Below are 21,240 nucleotides of genomic sequence, written 5' to 3'. Positions count from 1 at the left end.
AGATTTTGATGAGCGTAAAGATCCTTGCTTTAGATACTGCAACAGAAAATTGCTCTGTTGCCCTATTGGTTGACGACAAAGTGTACGTACGTAGTGAAGTTGCCCCGCGTGACCACACTAAGAAAATTCTGCCTATGGTAGACGAAGTGCTAAAGGAAGCGGGTCTTACGCTAGCAGAGCTTGATGCATTAGCTTTTGGCCGTGGTCCGGGTAGCTTTACTGGTGTGCGTATCGGTATTGGTATTGCACAAGGCCTTGCCTTTGGTGCTGAGCTTCCTATGATTGGCGTATCGACGCTAGAAGCAATGGCTCAAGGCTCTTATCGAGTTCATGGCGTCACCAACGTAGCTTGTGCTATTGATGCACGTATGAGTGAAGTGTATTGGGGACGTTACTCTCGTCAAGATAATGGTGAATGGGCAGCGGTTGATGCGGAATGTGTTATTGCGCCTGCTAACTTGGTTGAACAAGCAACAGCTGACGAGCAAACATGGACTACAGCGGGTACGGGTTGGGCGGCTTACCAAGATGAATTGGCTGGTCTTGCTATCACTCGTACAGCGGGCGATGTGCAGTTCCCTGACGCGCAAGATATTGTGCAAGTGGCTAAGTTTGCATGGCAAAAAGATCAAACTGTGAGTGCAGAAGATGCCAGCCCTGTTTACTTACGTGACACGGTGGCGTGGAAAAAACTGCCAGGCCGCGAATAAGGCGAATGTGTTTTCGTTAAGGCAATGAGTTAATAAGCGAATAGTATGGTTTCAGTTAACGGTTTACCTCCTTCGGTCCCCGGCCCAAATAGAGCCAATAAGACCAACAAGAAGAATCAGGTAAAGAAATCTCAGGATAAGTCACCGGTTGGCCAACCTTCGAAAGTGGCCAACGCGGTTGCTCATACTATTCGCCATGTTAATGAGTCCGATATTCATAAGGCGCAGATTCAATATGATCTTCCTGAAGGCCGCAGCCGTAAAGCAATGGAAGAGTATATGCGAGTCATGAATCAAGCCAAAAGAGAGGAACTAATTAATATGTTAGGGGTCGATATTTATATATAAAGATTCCATTTTTAGCACCATGGTGCTGCCTTATATTTCGCTAATTCGAGATTGCCATTATGAATATACATATTGCAAAATTTGCTGCAGTTTTCGCTTCCTCTTTTTTCCTTTTTGCTTGTTCATCTCTACCCGAAGATCTTAAATCCGATAATCCTGATGTAGTAACGGATTACGACACTTGGCTGAAAAGCTCGGGTAGTGAAAGTGAAGTACGTGTTGGCGGTGTCATCGCCAACGTAACAAACCTTGAAAATCGCACTCGTATTGAAGTGGTTAATTTACCAATCCGTGCATCGGGTAAACCCGATATTAGCGAAGAGCCGAAAGGTCGTTTCGTTGGTTATATCGAAGGTTTTGCTGATCCAGTAACTCTCAGTGAAGGTCGTTTGATCACTCTATTGGGCAAAGCAGATGGCACAGAGAAGAATAAAGTGGGAGAGTTTGATTATGATTTCCCCGTTATGGACGTTAGCAACTATCATCTATGGCGTATTGAAGAGCGTGTAGTAGTGCATGATACAGGCAGTTACTTGTATCCATGTCGTAGCTTGTATTGTCGTGATATTCACTACGGTACGCGTTCAGGAAAAGTTGTCCAAGAAGTGAAGTGATGATCAAATCAACCCAATATGCTTGCGGGCAGTTATCTCTCGCAGCATTGGAAATAGGACACCCTAAAACGGCCGATATTTCGGTCGTTTTTTTGCATGGTTGGCTAGACAACGCTGCCAGCTTTGAAACGATATTCGTAGAACTGTATCAGTACCATCCTCACCTTCATCTTTGCGCAATCGATTTACCGGGACATGGCCTTTCTGAGCATAAAGGTGATGGCTATTTCTACCCATTTCATGACTATATCGACGATGTTTATCAGCTGTTGGCTACTTTATCGCCAAACAAGTTGGTGCTAGTAGGACATTCGCTTGGTGCTTTGATTGCAAGTTGCTATAGTGCCGCCTTTCCTGAGCAAGTGGCAGGATTAGTGCAGATTGAAGGGGATGGCCCTTTAGCCGAAACATCACTTAATTGCGTGGAAAGATTGTGTGATGGTGTTAAAAGCCGTCAGCGTATTCGACGCAAGCCAGAAAGGGTGATGGCAACGCTTGAAGAAGCCGTTGCAAGACGCTCGGCGATAAACCAACTTGAGCCAGAACTCATCGCGCCTGTGGTTAAACGCGGCCTGATTAGGGGGGAACAGGGTTGGCAATGGCGACATGACAAGAAGCTACAAGCTGATTCTTTGTATCGCATGCCTTTTGAAAGTGCTAAGCAGTTTCGGCAGCAAATCGTCTGCCCACAATTGATCCTATTGGGTGAGCAGGGTTTTGCCGCATTAAAGCAAGCGAAACCGACGCCCCAAAGCGATGTTGAAGTTCACATCATTGCTGGTGGTCACCACTGTCACTTACAACAGCCAAAGGCCGTCGCGGAACGGATTTTTGGCTTGCTTAACAAAATTGAAACAAGTGTTTGAGTGTTTCGTGCTCAAGCTCTTAGCCTGTGTTGTAATAGCATAATTAAAAACCAGTTGAACTGGATTCGGGCGGCTAAATAAGCGTTCAATCGCTTCGCTTTGCCCCTGTTGCAACACCCATCATATTCGAGGAGTAGTACCGTGGATAAACCTTGGTTATCACGTTATCCAGATGAAGTGCCTGAGCACATCAACCCAGACCAATACCCATCTTTGGTTGAGATGTTTGAGCAGTCAGTACAAAAGTTTGCTGATCAACCAGCGTTTATGAATATGGGCTCGGTCATGACCTTCCGTAAATTGGAAGAGCGTAGCCGTGCTTTTGCCGCGTACCTACAAAACGATCTTAAGCTGCAAAAGGGTGACCGTGTTGCACTTATGATGCCTAACTTATTGCAATACCCAGTGGCACTATTTGGTGTGTTACGTGCGGGGCTTATTGCGGTAAACGTAAACCCACTTTACACGCCACGTGAGCTTGAGCATCAGTTAAACGACTCAGGCGCAAAAGCGATTGTGATTGTGTCTAACTTTGCTAATACGCTAGAGCAAATCGTTGACAACACACCAGTGAAACACGTGGTTCTGACTAGCCTTGGTCAAATGCTACCACGCGCGAAAGGTACGATTGTTGATTTCGTGGTGAAGTACGTAAAAGGCATGGTGCCTAAGTACGATCTGCCGGGCGCAATCTCAATGCGTAAGGCGCTAAGCAAAGGCCGTCGTTTACAATACGTTAAGCCATTTATGTCGGGTGATGATATTGCGTTTCTTCAATATACCGGTGGTACAACGGGTGTAGCAAAAGGCGCAATCCTTACTCATCGTAACATGATTGCTAACGTGTTACAGGCAAAAGGGGCTTATGGACCAGTATTGTCTGAAGGCCGAGAGCTGGTTGTGACAGCGCTACCGCTGTATCACGTATTTGCTTTAACGGTTAACTGCTTGCTGTTTATTGAGATGGGTGGTCGTAACCTGCTTATCACTAACCCACGTGATATTCCGGGCTTTATTAAAGAGCTACAAAAATACCCATTCACTGCAATGACGGGCGTAAACACGCTGTTCAACGCACTCGTGAACAATGAAGACTTCCACGAGCTTGATTTCAGCAATATGAAACTATCTGTTGGTGGCGGCATGGCGGTACAACGTGGCGTCGCAGAGCAATGGAAAAAAGTAACCGGCATTCACTTGCTAGAAGGTTATGGTCTAACGGAGTGTTCGCCGCTTGTAACAGGTAACCCATACGACCTTGTTGATTACACTGGTGCAATTGGTCTGCCTGTGCCATCAACAGAAGTGCGCATTGTGGATGAAGAGGGGAATCCTCTGCCAAATACGGAAGTGGGTGAACTGCAAGTTCGTGGCCCTCAGGTAATGCAAGGTTATTGGCAACGTCCTGAAGCAACCAAAGAAGTGCTGACAGAAGATGGTTGGCTATCAACGGGTGATATTGTTAAGTTTGACGATGAAGGTCTGATTCATATCGTTGACCGTAAGAAAGATATGATTCTTGTCTCTGGTTTCAACGTTTATCCGAATGAGATCGAAGATGTGGTATCACTGCACGGTAAGGTGCTTGAAGTTGCGGCGATTGGTCAGCCTCATGAAGTATCGGGTGAGTTGGTGAAGATCTACGTGGTGAAACGTGATCCTAGCTTGACCAAAGAAGAAGTGATTGCTCATTGTCGTCAACATCTAACAGGCTATAAGATTCCTAAGATTGTTGAGTTTAAAGACGATCTGCCAAAGACCAACGTGGGTAAGATTCTACGCCGCGTATTGCGTGAAGAGAACGACGCGAATATTGCTAAAGCCGCACAAGGCACTCAAGCTAAGGCTGAATAGCCCTATAAACTCTGTTAGAATGCCGACCGTCAAAGTCGGCATTTTTATTTGCTCACAGCGAGAACTCAGTGAATTATCAAATCATCACCGAGGTAGCTCAACTTGAAGCTGCCTGTCATCAAGCAAGAAGCGTGGACGCTGTTATGCTTGATACCGAATTTGTGCGTACACGCACTTTTTACCCTCAGCTAGGCCTTATTCAGCTTTTTGATGGGCAAACTCTGTCGTTAATCGACCCATTGAAAATTGATGACATGTCAGCATTTGTCGGCTTGCTGCAAGACAAGCAGGTGCGCAAGGTTCTGCACGCTTGTGGTGAAGATTTAGAAGTATTCCATAATAGCTTTGGCTGTCTGCCTGAGCCAATGGTTGATACGCAAATCATGGCCGCATTTTTGGGCAACGGTTTATCGACGGGTTTTGCTACCTTAGTGGAAGCAAACTTAGGTGTCGCGCTTGATAAGAGTGAATCACGCACAGACTGGTTGGCGCGCCCACTCTCTCAGAAGCAACTCGATTACGCAGCGGCCGATGTGTACTACCTAAAACCCTTGTATGAAAAGCTACTTAGTGAAGTTGAGCAAGCGGGTTGGTGGCAAGCGGCGCAATCTGAATGTGAGTTAATTGCTTCTAAGCGCATCAAAACCGTCGATGTTGAGAATGCTTACTTAGATATTAAAGGGGCATGGCAACTTAAACCGCGCGAACTAGCGATTTTAAGACCGCTAGCCACTTGGCGTTACAAAGAAGCGGTACGTCGTGACTTGGCACTGAACTTCATCTTTAAAGAGAATGACTTACTGACCATTGCTCGTCATGGGATTCAAAATCGTCATCAGATGGAGCAAGAGGGCATTGATCCGCGAGCTCTGCATCGCCACAGTGCGCGAATCATCTCGATTGTAAAGTTGGCTAAGCATACTCCTGTTGAAGAGCATCCAGCGCCGATTGAGCGTCTGATGGACAAGCCGGGCTACAAGCAGTTATTTAAAGTGCTGAAAGATGAAGTAAAGAAAGCGTCTCAAACCAGTGGACTAGCAACAGAGTTTTTGGCATCTAAAAAGCAATTGAATCAGCTATTAAGCTGGGTTTGGAAGCGCAATCGAGATGCGGAAAAACTACCAGATGTGATGCAAGGTTGGCGTTTAGACTTGTTTGGCGCTAAGTTGGATAAACTGGTTAAGTAACCAGAAAAATAATGAAGAAAAGGCTGAGGAGAAAAACCTCAGCCTTATTTTTAACGCGACACTTTGACGAGCCCAAGCTCAATGGCGTTATTTAATTCAAGCTCATTACTCACTATAGCGTAGAGTGTGGCTTCACTGACCAATAATACCTTAGCTTGTCGTGTGTCCTCGGGTGATGAATGAATCTTTATCCTTTGGCTTCCCCCAAGTTTTGACCATAAGTGACTATCAATCAGATAAATGTATCCAATCGAGTGTAGCTCTTTTTGGTACTCTTTCACCATCAGAGTTAACCACCAACTGGCGCGCCTCAAGCCTTTCTGCCCTTCAATTGGCTCCAAGCTGGACAGGCGCTTACTATCTAATGCTTCTCGGGTTGCAAAGGCGACATCAAGCGAACCATCTAAGCTTTCCGTAAATGGGTTGCTGAATTGCCCATCATAAGAGCAAGCGACAGCTGATACGCTAATTGATGCACTAAATATCAGTGCTAGAGCAGTGATAAGCGCCTTTCTCATATACGGTCTCCTAAGGCAATACAATATTGAACCAGAAGTTGAATGTATCAAGCATACTAATGAAGTCTTTGAATACTTCCTTATCACCTGTGAGTTTGATATCTCCGTTAAGAATAGCTTGCTCTAAAGTAATTACACCTAACTGAACGTCATCTAATGTCTCTTTGGTTAACGTTAACGTGACATCAGGTTCTTCGCTGAGTTTGGTTGTGTGGTTAAGTACGGAGTTTTCAATGTAGATGGTGTATTGTTCATCAAGGTCGGTAAAATCAATATTGATTGCGTAGTCTTTTCCATCCGCTTTTTCAGGTAGTAGGCGAACGGCTAGATAGTCAAACAACATCTCTGGAGGCATGTTCTTTATAATATCTGGCGAGGCGGTGGTGGTACCACCAGAGCTAGGTGTTCCGTTTCTTAACTCGAAAGCACCTTGCAGATAAACTGAGCGCCAAGGGCCGGATTCAGCTTGATATCCTAGTTGCTCATACGCATCTGCCAGCAAAGATTTACCTTTGTTGCTGTTAGGATTAGCAAAAACAACGTGTTTTAACACTTCCGCTACCCAACGATACTCGCCTTTATCGTAATCTTGCTGAGCTTGTTTGATGGTTGCTTCTTCACCTCCCATATACGCCACATATTTAGTCGCTGCATCGGCTGGTGGTAGGTTATTGAGGTCTGAAGGATTACCCGAGTACCAACCCATATAGCGTTGATATACCGCGCGGCTATTGTGACGAAGAGTCCCGTAGTAACCACGAGTATTCCAGTTTTTGTCGATTTCATCTGGGAACTGAATCATTTCAGAGATTTCTGAACCAATGTAGCCCTGATTCATTAGACGCACAGTTTGATCGTGAGTGTATTTATACATGTCGCGCTGTAGCTTGAAGTAATCGACAATTTCTTCTTGTCCCCACATCGGCCAGTGGTGACTTTGGAACTTAACTTGCACTTCGTCTCCCCACATTTCAATGGTTTCATTTAAGTAGGATGACCATTTAAGTGCATCACGCACTTGAGCGCCGCGCAGAGTCAGAATGTTGTGCATTGTGTTGGTCGTATTTTCTGCCATCCACAGCGCTTTTTTATCGGGAAACCAAGTGTTTATCTCTGTTGGTGCTTCTGAACCTGGGGTATATTGAAAAACCATTTTAATACCATCAATGGTATGTTTTTCACCGGTTTTTTCGATAATCAGCGTTGGGCGAATGAGGGTAGCAAGTCCGGTTGAAGTGGTTTGGCCTAAACCTCCGTTAACACTACCCTGTGCGTTTTTCGGTAATAAAGCGCCATACATAAAAATGGCTCGTCTGCCCATCGCATTACCGGCGATGACATTTTCAGAGACAGCATGTTCGGTGAATCCGTGCGAAGCGATAATCTCTACTTTACCTGCATCTATATCTTCTTCGTTCACAATTCCTCTCACACCACCAAAATGGTCGATGTGGCTGTGACTATATACAACAGCGGTAACGGGTCTTTTTCCTAACTCTTGGTTAATAAAATCCAGTGCTGCTTTTGCGGTTTCTTGAGAAATTAATGGATCGAAAACGATCCATCCTTTTTTACCTTCTACGAATGTGATGTTGGTGAGGTCATAGCCACGTACTTGGTAAATGCCATCTGTTACTTTGAAAAGTCCATTAACCATATTCAATTGGGCATTACGCCAAAGGCTTGGGTTTACCGAGTTAGGTGCTTTAGCATCGAGAGTAATGAATTTTTTGTATTCTTCTAGATCCCAAACAACATCGCCGTTTTCATTCTTGATGGTGACGACATCTTGCTGAGCAATAAAGCCTTTCTGTGCTCTTTCGAAGTCTTTTGTGTCATCAAACGGAAGCGTTTGATAGAGCGCTTGGTTCTCGTCGATCGTGGCTTGAGTCGCAGGTTTTGTTTCCGCTGCATTGCTTGAAATAGATAGGAACATAGCCAATAACGGAATGGTGAGATGTTTCATCTTCAATTTCCTTTTGTTATGAGTTGTCATGCATATGTAAAGGTAGTTGAATATTTAATTTTCACCGTAATTTTCCGCCTGTTCTATATCTTTTGCATGTTTGCATTGCGAAAACGTTTCACTTTTTTAAGTGTTGGTTCGCAGTGTGCGCTGTCCCATACATTTCACTTTGCTGTTAGACATTGTAGGTGCAATCGATATACTGCCTATCATTCTAATTGTCTTTTATATCAGTATCTTAGATGTTGACCGAACTGATTAATTAGTGCGCGAAATGTCTATCGTCTGAAGCAGGTTTTACATGTCAGAGTTCGATAAATCCATCCACATCACCGTTAACCCTAAAGATCCCGAAAGTATTGCTAAAGCACTGGCTGAGTATCGCCAACGTCTTGTTGATGGCACGGCATTTAGACTGCGAATGTCTACTTTGTTCAACATTGAATTTGTCGATCAAACAGGTCGAGTTCTGAATGTTGATGATGCGGGTGATAGTCGTGATTTAGTTGCTCACGTACTCAATACCTACCGTAGTGACGAGAAAGCGCTTTATATTAGCGAGCCAGTTCTGTTTGCTTGTGCGCTTAACTTCCCTCAGTTGGAACAAGACTTACAGCTTACTGCTCAAGCCATGGTGGATTTTGCGCGCAGCCGAAATGACCACAATGACTTGATGCTAAGTGATATGAACCTCTTTGGTCTTGAAGCGCTGTTTATCATGGCTAAAGTGAATCCTGCCCACAGCTTCTATTTGAGTAGTTTCGTTATTCCTTACTGGGATACGGAATCTTGGTCTGTACCATTTGAAATGTTTAACGCTTTAGTTGAAGAATTTGGCTGGAGCCGAGATCTGATCAAGGCTTATATTTGGTCCGATGCGGCACACATTCGTCGTCATTTCTATATGGATAGAGATGGGTACCAACATCAGCCTGATCTCATTGAGCATTTCACGAAGAAACCAGAAGATTACGTTTGGTTTAAGCAGCAACTCATTGAGCGCTTAGGCCATCAGCCTATGGTGTCTGTTCCAGTGGAAAGTTCGGAACATCCGACTTTAAGCTTCTATTACAGCTTAGGTAACTGGGATGTCACTGCGGCGTACTATGAAGATGAACAGTATCAAGACCAAGTGAAGCAACAGACCATTTTAGGTTCGCGTGTAGACGAAGAAGCGATTCATTTGCTTGGCGAAGTGAAGGCTCAATATCCGGGAGTGAGCTTAACCAAAGTTGCGCCAGCTTGGCAGCTCGAAGATCGCTATGCCCAGTGGGAACATACGCGTATCGTTGATGAACCGTGCGATGATGAAGTAGAACCTGAAGAGGTGTGGTCTGAGGCTGAGTGGAAATCTTGTTTTTCTGCTCTAAATCCTAACTTGCCGCTTATGACTATCAGTGAGTTTGAGAGTATTGACCACAAGTTAATGGGGCTTGATGATCAGATGCTTGAATATCTACCCACTCACATTGGTGGTTGTGCTTATGCTGCATGGCGATTGAATGATCATATCGAGTCGGAACCTGAAGAACATGAGCTGTTAGCGTGGTTAGAGCAGCATTTATTGCCTGCTTTAACAGACAAATACAAGCGCTATACAAGTTTAAAAGCAGGCGAACTAGCGGACGTGCAAGCTTGGCTTTCTCAAGTCGACAGCGGCTTTGACGACCAAGCAATGATTTCGTTGTTGGCTGAATCTTGCTACAGAGATGGCGGCCGTTCGGGCGATATGGTCAGCCCAAATCAGCCAGCCTATGCCTTACTTGGGAACAAGGATGGTTATCAAAGAGCGATTTTAGCGCTGTTTTGGTTGATGGAAGTCTTTGCTCGCGGGGATTTGAAATCTGATTTAGAAGTGCTGGTTAAGCGTCATTGGACTTTATGGGTGACGCTCGCACCTCAACGCGTCATTAACCGTATTTTCCACTTTCGGTCAGATTATCCATTGTACGGACTTATTGAAAGTGAGGCACTAGAACAGCACATCGTACAATGCTTAGCATCGGCGGGGGTTGAGCAATCGGATATTGATACTTACCTGTTAATGACCTACCAATCTGCATCTTGCTATCGTCCGGTTTCGCCCCGTTTCTGGCAGAGCTACTGTGAACGGGTCAATGGCTTTGCGTATGCAGAATCTGATGACAACAGTATGATTGGTCGCCATCAGTGGGCTGAGCGAGAGAAATTGCTCAAGTCGTTTGAACGCTGTTACCCAGCACAGGTCGCTCTGTTCTTTATGCATGCTCGCTTGGTGAATCCAGAGGTGGAACTACCCATTGAAGGATGGTTTGAATCGATACTGTTAGATGACCTAACCGATGAACTTGAGCCGGAGAGAGCAGCAGAGATTACCAACAAAATTTTGAGCTACTTGGATACAGGTGAAGGCTTAGATTCTTTAACGCCGAAAGCTTTAGGTGCACCTAAATTACAAGGCTGGGATCCTTACGCGAGATATCGAGGTCAAGTCGCGCCTTCTGAACTGATTTGGTTGCTACCAGAGCAAAAAGCGAAACGTTTAGCGGTATTCTTTAGCCAACTTGGTAAACGAGGCTTGCATTGGATGATGTGTAATTTCGTTGAACAAGCGCACGCGATCCATTGTATCCAAACCAGAGAACTCAATCTTACCGAGCGTTGGACAGATGAACACATAGGCCATAACACTATTAACCAACCTAGCTATAGCAGCGCACTAATCCGTGCCCGAGAAGAATGGATGTTAAACTGGCTGGATGATGCGGGTGTGAATGAGTTTATGTTGTTGTACTTCGCTGCGCATGAGGCGCGCGAACCTGTAGAGTTTGTACAGAGACTAGCGCAAGAAGGACGAATCCCAGATCTTAAAGCGTGGCTAACCGCCGCTGAACGCATAAAGTTGCTGAGCATGCTTGAGCAAGGTGATGTCGACTCTTATCGTGAAGGTTTGCAAGTTTTCCTTAGTGATGGCTCCATTGAAGTACGAAAGGCTGCTCAGAAGCTGTTAGATAGCTAGGTAAGTCTTAAACCATAAGCTATTTAAATAATTAAAAAGGTCGCTGTGAAGCGACCTTTTTATTTCTATAGCATCATAGTTGTTCTTCAATTGGCAAAATACCCGCTCCCCACGCGCCAAGTCGAAGTAACAGGCTTGCGTCTGGCTCGCTGGTGAACTCTTGCTGAGTCCTATCGTTATGCCAGACAATGTCATTATTTTGAGTGAGGGATAAACGGTAAGTGTTTTGCGCTAAGTGTTTATCGAGATTGGCGAGTGCATGAGTCACAAACTGCGGAGCTTCGATTAATACCCCCATCTCGGTGTTGAGAAAAGCCGATCTTGGGTCAAAATTAAACGAACCGGCGAAGATCTTACTGTCATCAAGAATGAACGTTTTAGCGTGCAAGCTGGTGCGTGAGCTCCCCAGCCATGAGTATTTCTTTTTGATTTTTGGGTCTGCTTTTACTTCATACAGTTTAATTCCGGCCGCCAATAGTTGAGCTCGGTATTTAGCGTACCAACCGTGAACAGCAAATACATCGTTAGATGCTAAAGAGTTGGTGATAATGGTAATATCGATACCAGAGTGCGCGGCACTGACCAATAAATCCGTACCCGCTTGAGTTGGAACAAAGTAAGGGGAAACCAACAAGAACGATGTTTCTGCTTGGCGTAAAATGCCATCTAAGGCATTGAGCATAAAGTCGTCGTTACTTGGTTTGTAAACTTTGGTTGGTTGATCGTAATGTACGTCAGCTTCACCCCAATAGAATTTAAGTTTCTCGTCTTTTAGTGCCTTAATTAGTGGTAATTCGTCGATGTTTGCAGCGTAATCTGAACCATTAAAGTGCTCGTTCAGCGTTTGCTTCCATTGTTCGATATGGCTGGCATCGGGCTGGCTTTGTTGCTCGAATAGCATGGTGCTAGGCACTGCGGGAGTACTGTTCCAATACAGATCGAACTGGTTACTGATTTCTGGCACTGATTGTCCAGTCAAAAGAAAATCGAAGTCACCAAAATCAACTTCGTGGTTGGCCGCAAAGTACTCATTACCGATGTTACGCCCACCGGCTATGGCAAAGGCATTGTCAGCGATAATGGACTTATTGTGCATGCGTCGATTCATACGCTTGAAGTCATTGATGAAATCTAGAGCACGTAGACTGCGATTAGCGAACGGATTGAACAAACGCAGCTCGATATTCGGATGGGCGGCGAGTGAAGCCATATCGCTATCGTTACGCGCTTGCATGTCATCAAGTAATACTCTCACTCTAACCCCACGCTCGGCAGCTAAATAGAGCGCGTAGGTCAATAGAGAGCTAGTGCTATCATCTCGATAGATATAATACTGTAAGTCGACAGAAGTCTGTGCGTTATCAATTAAGGCTAATCGTGCTAGCAGCGCTTCTTGTCCGTTAGCGAGAGGATAGAAGCCTGTCTTGCCCGTTTGGTCGCCCTCTTTAGCATACTCGGTTGCGAGTTGACCAAGTAAAGTGCTACCTGAGAAGGGGATCGAATGGTTGTGAGGCTTGTCTATCGCCTCTAAAGGTGTCACGGGGTAAAGCCAAGCAATCGCAACCAGTATGAGCAATAAGGTACAGAGGGCTTGAGCAAGCCTTTTAATCCCAATTCGCCATGCAGAATGTGCTGTATTCGTCCTTAAGCCTCGCATATCTAATCTTATCCTTTTGATTTTTATCGTTAAGATTTAAGCATATAGCGAAGTAGAGAGCCAGAGTGATTTTATAGAAGTGATTTTGTAGCTGAAAAGAAAAAGGCTTCCAACTGGAAGCCCTTCTACTTATCTATTCAGTATTAACTGTCTATTAACCCGCGAGTACGTCAGTTGCGACTTTGTAGCTAGGGTCTTCTTTTACGTTAATTTCAACTAAGCTGCCGGCTTTCTGAAGTAATGCTCGGCAATCTTGGCTTAGGTGACGTAGGTGCAGTGTTTTGCCAACCGCGGCATAACGTTCCGCTAGAGTCTCAATCGCTTCGATTGCAGAGTGGTCTGTTACGCGTGAGTTTGCGAAATCAACAATCACATCTTGCGGATCGTTTTGTGCGTTAAACAGCTCTAGGAAGTTGGCTGCGCTACCAAAGAATATAGGGCCGTGGATATGATACTCTTTCGAGCCTTCTTCATTGATTTTGCTTGATGCGTAGATGTGTTTCGCATGTTGCCAAGCAAACATTAGAGCAGAAACAATCACACCAACTGCAACGGCTACAGCAAGGTCAGTCAGTACAGTTACTACTGTTACTAGTACGATAACGAAGAAATCTTGTTTTGGTACGCGACGCGCAAGCTTGAACGTTGCCCATTCGAATGTGCCAATCACTACCATGAACATAACACCAACAAGCGCTGCTAGTGGGATCATTTCAATCAGAGAAGATGCGAATAGGATAAAGCAAAGTAGCATTACCGCAGCAACAATGCCGGATAGACGACCACGACCACCAGAGTTTACGTTGATCATTGACTGACCAATCATCGCACAGCCACCCATAGCGCCGAACATAGAACAAGTCACGTTCGCTAGGCCTTGGCCTACACATTCGCGGTTAGACTGGCCACGAGTGTTTGTCATTTCGTCTAGTACCGTCAGGGTCAGTAGAGACTCGATAAGACCGATAGCCGCAAGGATGATTGCGTAAGGCAGAATGATTTGTAGTGTTTCTAGCGTGAATGGAACTGCTGGAATCGAGAATGTAGGCAGTGTACCGGCAAGAGTTGCAGCTTCATCACCAGACATGGTACGTAGGAAGTCAACTACTGTGCGGGTTTCAAGATCCAAACCTACTACTAACGCAGTAACCGTCACGATTGCCACCAAAGAGGAAGGTACTGCAGTGGTTAGTTTTGGCAAGAAGTGGATGATCGCCATAGTTAGTGCAACAAGGCCAAGCATCAACATCATCTGATCGCTTGGTAGCCACGTAAGCGCACCGCTTAAGTCTGGCGCTTTAAACTGACCTAACTGAGCTAGGAAGATCACAATCGCCAAACCGTTAACGAAACCAATCATTACTGGGTGTGGCACCATGCGAATAAATTTACCTAACTTAAAGATACCCGCTGCGATTTGCAGTGCACCAGCTAGAAGAATAGCAGCGAAGAGGTATTGCACGCCGTGAGTCGCTACAAGGCTAACCATTACCACCGCCATTGCGCCAGTAGCACCAGAAATCATACCTGGGCGACCACCAAAGATAGAAGTGATTAGGCCAACAATGAAGGCTGCGTAAAGACCAACCATAGGGTCTACGCCTGCAACAAATGCGAATGCAACGGCTTCAGGGACTAATGCAAGTGCAACGGTCAGGCCTGATAACACATCGTTTTTTACGGAGTGCTTAGAAAATTGTGGGAATTCAAACATGTTTGCTCAGTTAGGCTAAGTGTTTACAACTATTCTGAATTTGGCTTTTGTCGGCACTGAAGCAAAAATGAGATGTAACACCAAGCTCACTAATTATCTATTCATTCTTGCTGGTTAAAATGACTTATGACTAGGTGCAAGATCGAGTAGGTAGAGTAACTAGCTGCAATCTTCGCCTTGTTCTAAGTGATTTTTCCTGCGTAAATTTACGAACACCTAATTAATGCATTTGGTTCAAAAGAGCAGAGTGACTAAAGTCAGTAATTCAGATCGAATCGGCGCATGCTACCGAAAAGTGTGATTAAGTTCAAGAATGAACCAGAAGTTAACCAATATTAATGTTTAGGGCGTGTTGACCTTTCGAGCTGATTTTCGCAGCTGTTTGTGAGTTCTTTATACAAGGCAGAGGCTTTGAGGTGTAGTTAACCTACCTGATAAGCCGATAACGCAGTAAAAAGGAGTCACAAACGCTGCCCGAAGGGTTCGGCCAAAAGCCTTTTACTCTTTGTTGAGAGGATTTTGCTTAGAATGACTAGGCTACAAACCTCTCGCCTTGATTAAAAAGCTTTTGTCTCGAACGAAACTTAACCGCGAAAGGTTAACACGCCCTATTTAATGTCGTATCGAACATCTGCACATGAAATAAAAAAGGCCCCTATTTCTAGCGGCCTTTTATTCAGAGATGATTTGCTAAGTTGACTTAGTAACCTTGCGGCTTAGTCATGCCTGAGCCAGCTTGGCTGCGAGCTACTTGGCTACCTGCACCTTTACCTACATAACGCTCTGTACGCATAGGCGCGGCATTTACTGTGATCTCTTTTAGCTCTTGTGGACCCGGTGCTTTCGCCATTGGTGCACTTGCTTGAGATTTCACTGCCTTTTCAACCTTAGCTTCAACAGCTTTAGTTTCTGTAGGCTCGGTTTCAGTAGGTTTAGCCTCTGCAACTGGAGCTTCTGTTACTTCAGCTTCAACTACTGGAGTTGGCTCTACAGCAACTTCAACAACTTCAGGTGTTGCTTCTACAGCCGTTGCTTCCGCTTGCTCAACTTGAACCGTTGCCTCGACAACTGGAGCGACGACTTCTTCAACCGCAGGTGTTACTAGTGGTTGTTCAACAACAGGCTCTTCACGACGGATAATTACTTTACCCATTGCCATTTCAGGACAAGCGAAGCCACCTAGAGTTGCTACAGTTGCAACTTCTTCAGCTTGGTTTTCATTGCGCTTAGGTTTCGGCGTTGGCTTAGTGAGATCGTAACGCGGCATTACTTTACCCATTGCCATCTCAGGAGAGGCTACACCACCTTTACGAAGGCGGAATGGGTTAGGGCGACGATCACGACCACGACGACGACGTTGACCACTTGCACGTAAGTGACGAGGTGAGCGACGGTTACGACGTTGTTTGCCGTTTTCTTGCGCGCCATTGTCTTGCGTGTTTTGAGCTTGGTTTTGCTCATTCGTTGCAACTGCTTCTTCAACTGGTGCTTGTGGTTGTTCTTCCACCACTTGCTCCGCTTTGTCTGCTTTTGCTTGTTGGTCTTTAACGCGTACTTGTTTAGAAAGCTTACGACGCTGGCGACGCTCTTTTACTTTTGCTGTTTTCTCTTCAGCGCGAGTATCGGTTTTTTCGCCTTGTGCATCAGCTGCCAGTTTCAAGCCTTCCTCTTCAACCTTGCTCGCTTTTACGTCATCACGTTTGTTACGACGGTCTTGCTTAGGTTTACGATTCTGCTTGCGCTCAGTCTGCTTGTTATCACCCGCTTCATCGCGCTGATGTTTGCGTTTGTTATCGCGCTTATCATCACGGTTGTTGTCGCGGTTATCCTCGCGGTTGCCGTTACGATCGTTGCGGTTACCATCACGGTTATTGCGACGGTTGCGATCGTTGCGGTTGTTGCGACGATTACGATTGTTGTTACGGTTCGATCTTTCGCGCGGTTGTTTCTCTTCTGGCTTGTCTTCCGTTTTCTCTTCTGACTTACCAAATAGGAAGCTACCTAGTGCTTTAAAGAAGCGACTAACAATGCCGTCTTGCTCTTGTTTCTCTGCTGGTTTTTCTGCTTTCGCTTTAGGCGCTGGTTGCGCTTTTTTCACTGGTGCAGGTGCAGCTGCTGATTGAGCAGGAGAGGCAAAGCCTTTTAGCGCAGGCTCTTCAATCTTCTTAACTTTTACTTCAGCTTCTGGAGCTTCTTTGCTCTCTGCTTCTTTCATTGCTTCCAGTTTCTTAGGAAGTAGGTAAGAAAGCAGGTCAAATTCTTCACCTTCACGAACGCGAATTACGTCGAAGTGCGGAGTTTCCATGTCAGAGTTAGGAACAACCGTGATCTTCACTTCTTGGTTACGTTCGATATGGTTTACTGAGCGACGTTTTTCGTTCAGTAGGTACGAAGCGATTGGCACAGGAACCACAGCAAGAACTTGTGCTGTATTGTCTTTGAGTGCTTCTTCTTCGATTAAACGCAGTACAGATAGCGCAAGTGATTCGTTATCACGAACAACACCAGTACCAGTACAGCGAGGACAAATGTGGTGGCTAGCTTCAGCAAGAGATGGGCTTAGACGCTGACGCGACATCTCTAGTAGGCCAAAGCGAGAAATACGGCCGATTTGAACACGAGCACGGTCCATACGAACAGCATCACGTAGACGGTTTTCTACTTCACGTTGGTGACGAACTGGCGTCATATCGATGAAGTCGATAACCACTAGACCACCTAAGTCACGTAGGCGCAATTGACGAGCAATTTCATCTGCCGCTTCTAGGTTAGTGTTGAGTGCTGTTTCTTCGATATCGCCGCCTTTAGTTGCACGAGCTGAGTTTATATCGATAGAAGTCAGTGCTTCTGTTGGGTCGATAACGATTGAACCACCTGATGGCAGACGCACTTCGCGTTGGAAAGCAGATTCAATCTGGCTCTCGATTTGGTAGTGGCTGAATAGGGGAACATCACCGTCGTATTTCTTCACGCGGTTTTCGAAATCTGGGCGTACCAAACGGATGTGCTCAAGAGCACGGTCGTAAATGGTGTTGCTGTCGATCAGAATCTCACCAATGTCGCGGCGTAGGTAGTCGCGGATTGCGCGAACAATTACGTTACTTTCTTGATGGATTAGGAAAGGCGCTGGGTTTGCATCAGATGCTTGTTTGATTGCACCCCAGTGGTTTAGCAATACATTTAAGTCCCACTCAAGTTCTTCTGCGCTTTTGCCTACACCCGCTGTGCGAACAATAAGACCCATACCTTGCGGCAGTTCAAGGGTACTTAGTGCTGCTTTTAGTTGTGTACGCTCATCACCTTCGATACGACGAGAGATACCGCCAGCACGAGGGTTATTAGGCATAAGAACTAGGTAGCTACCCGCAAGAGAAATGAAAGTAGTTAGAGCTGCGCCCTTGCTACCACGTTCTTCTTTCTCAACTTGTACGATTACTTCTTGGCCTTCAGTTAGCACTTCTTTAATGCTTGGACGGCCTTGGTAGGTGTAACCTTCAGGGAAGTATTCGCGGGCAATTTCTTTAAGAGGGAGGAAACCGTGTCGTTCTGCACCATAGTCAACGAAAGCCGCTTCTAGGCTTGGTTCTATGCGAGTGATACGTCCTTTGTAGATATTTGCTTTTTTAGATTCGTGGCCTGGGCTTTCGATATCAAGATCGAATAGGCGTTGACCGTCTACTAAAGCAACGCGCAACTCTTCTTTTTGAGTTGCGTTGATTAGCATTCTTTTCATTTAAAAATCTCGTTGTCATTCTTTGTTTTTTAGCTTGCTGCCTTGCTTTCGCTTTCACGGTGCCTGATCCCATGGTTTAATCGGTGCAGCCTCCCGGCTGGAGGGATGCTCGTGGGCACTCCAGTTCTCACAAGTCAAATTCTGCTTGTGAGCCGCAATGTCGGCGGATATTTACTCAACATGAAGGGCGATGAGTAGGGCAACAAGTGTGTTGAGAGTGGGAAAGGTCTTACGCCGTATGCTGCGCTTCCTATCAATCAACGGTCTACTCATTAATTTTTGCTCTTAAATGATTCGCTTAGTACAAAACTCATTCAAATCACTCATTGCAGGTGTGAACTATAGCAGTACCCAGTTCAGTCAGCAATCTGCTTTATAATAAAACGCTAAATAATCCAAAACTATTTTTATCAAGTGTTTGTTTTTTAAGGTAACCCGAAAACTTAACATAATATTTATCATTGGCTTGGCGGTTTTTTGTTCGTAGTTCAACTGAAATTAAGTAAACTCCCGTTTAATTGCGAAGAAAATGTGAATTTGCGCAGAGTAGAGTGATAGAATATCGCCATGAGTGAAATAAGAACGAAAGTCCAGTTTGTCGATATTGATGCAGACATGGCTGGCCAGCGTATTGATAATTTCTTACGCAACCAATTGAAAAGTATCCCAAAAAGCATGGTTTATCGAATCTTGCGTAAGGGAGAGGTTCGGGTAAACAAAAAACGCATCAAAGCGGAATACAAACTTCAAGCGGGCGATATCGTGCGTATCCCGCCAGTGACGCTGGAAGAAAAACCAGAAGAAACCGCACCAAGTACCAAGCTAAACAAGGTGGCTGAGCTTGAGCATATGATCATTCATGAAGATGAGCATATGTTGATTTTGAATAAGCCATCGGGGACTGCTGTACATGGCGGTAGCGGCCTTAAGTTTGGCGCAATCGAAGCGCTGCGCGCGTTGCGACCGGATGCTCGTTTCTTAGAATTAGTGCATCGTATCGACCGCGATACTTCCGGTATTTTGTTGGTGGCTAAAAAGCGTTCTGCGCTGCGCCACTTGCAAGCTCAATTCCGCGAGAAAACCGTCAAGAAGTTCTACTTTGCATTAGTCATGGGCGAGTGGAAAAACAGCTGTAAGAAAGTGAATGCGCCACTGCTAAAGAATGAAGTGAACAGTATCGTACGGGTGAATCCAAACGGTAAGCCATCTGAGACGCGCTATAAAATTCTTGAGAAGTTTAAAGATGCAACCTTGGTGCAAGCTAGCCCAATTACTGGGCGTACTCACCAAATTCGCGTGCATTGTCAGTACACTGGTCACCCAATCGCATGGGATGACCGTTATGGAGATCGCCGTTTCGATGCCTATACCGGGCGAGTAGGGTTAGATCGTTTGTTCTTGCATGCCGCGAATATTAAGTTCCAACACCCTTCAAACGATGAGTGGATGGAAATTAACGCGCCAATGGAACCTAAGCTTGAAAAAGCGTTAGCAGGCTTGCGTAAGCAAAATTAATCGTTGTTGTTTTGTCTAGAGTGAATGAATGTAGACAAGCGGACGAGAAATCAATAGGGAGCTTTGGCTCCCTATTTTGATCTGGAAGAGCTTAAAGGATTTCTATACCTTGTTTAGCTAACATATCAATCAGGTCGATCAGTGGTAAGCCAACTAGTGTATTAGGATCTTTTCCTTCTAAACGGTTAAATAGGGCAATCCCCAATCCTTCACTTTTAAAGCTTCCTGCACAGTAAAAGGGCTGCTCTTTATCAACGTAGTTTTCGATTTGTGACTGGCTAAGTTTTCTGAAATGGACGGTGAAGGTATCCACTTTTACGTCTGTTTGTTGCGTGTCAGTGTTGTATAGCGCTAGACCCGTGAAGAAAGAAATCGCGTTACCGCTTTGACGGCTGAGCTGTTCAATAGCCTTTTCTCTGGTGTGTGGTTTGCCGATGATTTCACCATCAATCACACAGACTTGATCACTGCCAATGACAACACTTGGCTTTTCGACTGAGCAAGATTGCGCTTTGCCTATCGCCAAGCGCTTCACTAAATCAATTGGTGATTCGTTTTCAAGGGCGGTTTCATCGAACTCAGGAGAGGCAGTCTCGAACGAGATTGCTAGTTTATTGAGCAGCTGTTTTCGATATGGCGACGTTGAGGCTAAAACTAGTTGGTAATTTGGCATTTTTATTTACAATCTGATCTTGAATAGTGATTGGGATAATTTCGCTTGTAAGTAGATATCTTAGCACTAGAAGTATTAAGTATGTGAGAAGCAAAAAAAGTATAACTTTTTACCCTTTTCCTTTGACTCTAAACAATTTGGAAGATAGAATTCGCGCCCTATGCAAAAGGTAAAAATACCGCGAACGGTTGATCCGGCACGAGCTGCTCAAAAGCGACTTGATTATGATGGTATCATTCAGGTCAGTCTTTTTAAGCGCTTATTGGAATCGGTCGAAGGCGTTCAACGCGACGCTCAAGTGTCATTGTCATTTGAGTTAGATGAACAGCGACTCGTTGTTATCTCTGGTAAAGCTAACATCGAAGTTGATTTAGAGTGTCAACGCTGTAATGAGGTTTTCGCACATGAGTGCGAAGTTCAATTCACTTATACTCCTTACTATAGTGAGAAAAGTGAAGAGGACGCACCGGAAGAGTACGATTTGGTAGATCTGAACGAGTACGGTGAAGTCGACCTAATACAGTTAGTTGAAGACGAGTTCATTCTAAACTTGCCTCAAGTAGCGATGCATGATGATGCGGACTGTAGCGTTGATTCAGATAATTTGGTGTTTGGTGAGATTCCAGAAGAAATTGTGGAAGAAAAACCGAATCCATTCGATGTTTTAAAAAGCTTAAAGAAGTAATTCTTTAAGAATTTACATAGGAGTAGGGTCCATGGCCGTACAGAAAAACCGTAAAACACGTTCTAAGCGTGGTATGCGTCGTTCACACGATGCCCTAACTACAGCTGCACTATCTGTTGATGCGACTTCAGGTGAAACTCACCTACGTCACAACATGACAGCTGAAGGTTACTACCGCGGCAAGAAGGTTATCAACAAGTAA

The 21,240-nt window shown here is 45.1% G+C and carries 16 protein-coding genes; 10 read left to right on the top strand and 6 right to left on the bottom strand.

The genetic code is table 11. The annotated features are described in order from the left end of the window. Positions 1-8 precede the first annotated feature (8 nt). The 6 genes from tsaB (at position 9) to rnd (ending at position 5,579) form a co-directional block, all read left to right on the top strand. Complete coding sequence (tsaB, locus tag OH461_RS06140) at positions 9-710, top strand: tRNA (adenosine(37)-N6)-threonylcarbamoyltransferase complex dimerization subunit type 1 TsaB (RefSeq protein WP_270019709.1); 702 nt, start codon at positions 9-11, stop codon at positions 708-710. Positions 711-755: 45 nt separating this feature from the next. Continuing rightward, positions 756-1,058 (top strand): chromosome partitioning protein ParA, encoded by a 303-nt coding sequence (locus tag OH461_RS06135; RefSeq protein WP_270019708.1) that lies wholly within the window; start codon positions 756-758, stop codon positions 1,056-1,058. 59 nt (positions 1,059-1,117) lie between these two features. Next, entirely contained in the window at positions 1,118-1,672 is a 555-nt protein-coding gene (locus OH461_RS06130; protein WP_270019707.1) for a Slp family lipoprotein, read from the top strand. Then, positions 1,672-2,538: an alpha/beta fold hydrolase gene (locus OH461_RS06125; protein ID WP_270019706.1), complete on the top strand. Its 867-nt coding sequence runs from the start codon at positions 1,672-1,674 to the stop codon at positions 2,536-2,538. The genes OH461_RS06130 and OH461_RS06125 overlap by 1 nt, the downstream gene beginning before the upstream one ends. A 141-nt stretch (positions 2,539-2,679) precedes the next feature. Continuing rightward, on the top strand, positions 2,680-4,392 hold the full coding sequence (gene fadD / locus OH461_RS06120; protein ID WP_270019705.1) for a long-chain-fatty-acid--CoA ligase FadD: 1,713 nt from the start codon (positions 2,680-2,682) through the stop codon (positions 4,390-4,392). A 68-nt stretch (positions 4,393-4,460) separates the two neighbouring features. Further along, positions 4,461-5,579 carry a ribonuclease D gene (rnd, locus tag OH461_RS06115; protein WP_270019704.1) on the top strand — a complete coding sequence of 373 codons (1,119 nt, stop codon included), beginning with the start codon at positions 4,461-4,463 and terminating at the stop codon, positions 5,577-5,579. 50 nt (positions 5,580-5,629) lie between these two features. Here rnd and OH461_RS06110 read toward each other — a convergent pair whose 3' ends face one another. Together OH461_RS06110 and OH461_RS06105 are read right to left on the bottom strand one after the other, a co-directional pair. Continuing rightward, complete coding sequence (locus OH461_RS06110; RefSeq protein WP_270019703.1) at positions 5,630-6,097, bottom strand: hypothetical protein; 468 nt, start codon at positions 6,095-6,097, stop codon at positions 5,630-5,632. Positions 6,098-6,107: 10 nt separating this feature from the next. Then, positions 6,108-8,063 (bottom strand): alkyl/aryl-sulfatase, encoded by a 1,956-nt coding sequence (locus tag OH461_RS06105; protein ID WP_270019702.1) that lies wholly within the window; start codon positions 8,061-8,063, stop codon positions 6,108-6,110. A 301-nt stretch (positions 8,064-8,364) separates the two neighbouring features. Here OH461_RS06105 and OH461_RS06100 point away from each other — a divergent pair, with 301 nt between their 5' ends. Then, positions 8,365-11,061, top strand: a complete 2,697-nt coding sequence (locus tag OH461_RS06100) for a hypothetical protein (RefSeq protein ID WP_270019701.1) — start codon at positions 8,365-8,367, stop codon at positions 11,059-11,061. 73 nt (positions 11,062-11,134) lie between these two features. Here OH461_RS06100 and OH461_RS06095 read toward each other — a convergent pair whose 3' ends face one another. From OH461_RS06095 to rne, 3 genes are all read right to left on the bottom strand, one after another. Next, the gene (locus OH461_RS06095; RefSeq protein WP_270019700.1) at positions 11,135-12,718 is read right to left on the bottom strand and encodes a phospholipase D family protein; all 1,584 of its coding nucleotides are present in this window, start codon (positions 12,716-12,718) and stop codon (positions 11,135-11,137) included. Between the two features lie 154 nt (positions 12,719-12,872). After that, a complete protein-coding gene (locus tag OH461_RS06090) occupies positions 12,873-14,432 on the bottom strand; it encodes a SulP family inorganic anion transporter (protein WP_270019699.1) in 1,560 nt (519 codons plus the stop codon). A gap of 700 nt (positions 14,433-15,132) precedes the next feature. Then, on the bottom strand, positions 15,133-18,165 hold the full coding sequence (gene rne / locus OH461_RS06085) for a ribonuclease E (protein WP_270019698.1): 3,033 nt from the start codon (positions 18,163-18,165) through the stop codon (positions 15,133-15,135). A 567-nt stretch (positions 18,166-18,732) separates the two neighbouring features. Between rne and rluC the strand changes: the two genes are divergently transcribed. Further along, positions 18,733-19,680, top strand: a complete 948-nt coding sequence (rluC, locus tag OH461_RS06080; RefSeq protein WP_270019697.1) for a 23S rRNA pseudouridine(955/2504/2580) synthase RluC — start codon at positions 18,733-18,735, stop codon at positions 19,678-19,680. 91 nt (positions 19,681-19,771) lie between these two features. Here rluC and OH461_RS06075 read toward each other — a convergent pair whose 3' ends face one another. After that, positions 19,772-20,353: a Maf family protein gene (locus tag OH461_RS06075; RefSeq protein ID WP_270019696.1), complete on the bottom strand. Its 582-nt coding sequence runs from the start codon at positions 20,351-20,353 to the stop codon at positions 19,772-19,774. A 160-nt stretch (positions 20,354-20,513) separates the two neighbouring features. On the opposite strand from OH461_RS06075, the gene yceD reads away from it, so the two are divergent. Together yceD and rpmF are read left to right on the top strand one after the other, a co-directional pair. Next, the gene (yceD, locus tag OH461_RS06070) at positions 20,514-21,038 is read left to right on the top strand and encodes a 23S rRNA accumulation protein YceD (protein ID WP_270019695.1); all 525 of its coding nucleotides are present in this window, start codon (positions 20,514-20,516) and stop codon (positions 21,036-21,038) included. A gap of 31 nt (positions 21,039-21,069) precedes the next feature. Beyond that, complete coding sequence (gene rpmF / locus OH461_RS06065; protein WP_260259363.1) at positions 21,070-21,240, top strand: 50S ribosomal protein L32; 171 nt, start codon at positions 21,070-21,072, stop codon at positions 21,238-21,240.

Origin of the sequence: Vibrio sp. LaRot3 (assembly GCF_027587025.1) — a bacterium.
Lineage (GTDB): Bacteria > Pseudomonadota > Gammaproteobacteria > Enterobacterales > Vibrionaceae > Vibrio.
Note: the sequence above shows the minus strand (reverse complement) of the source record. Positions and strands in the feature narration are given on the sequence as shown.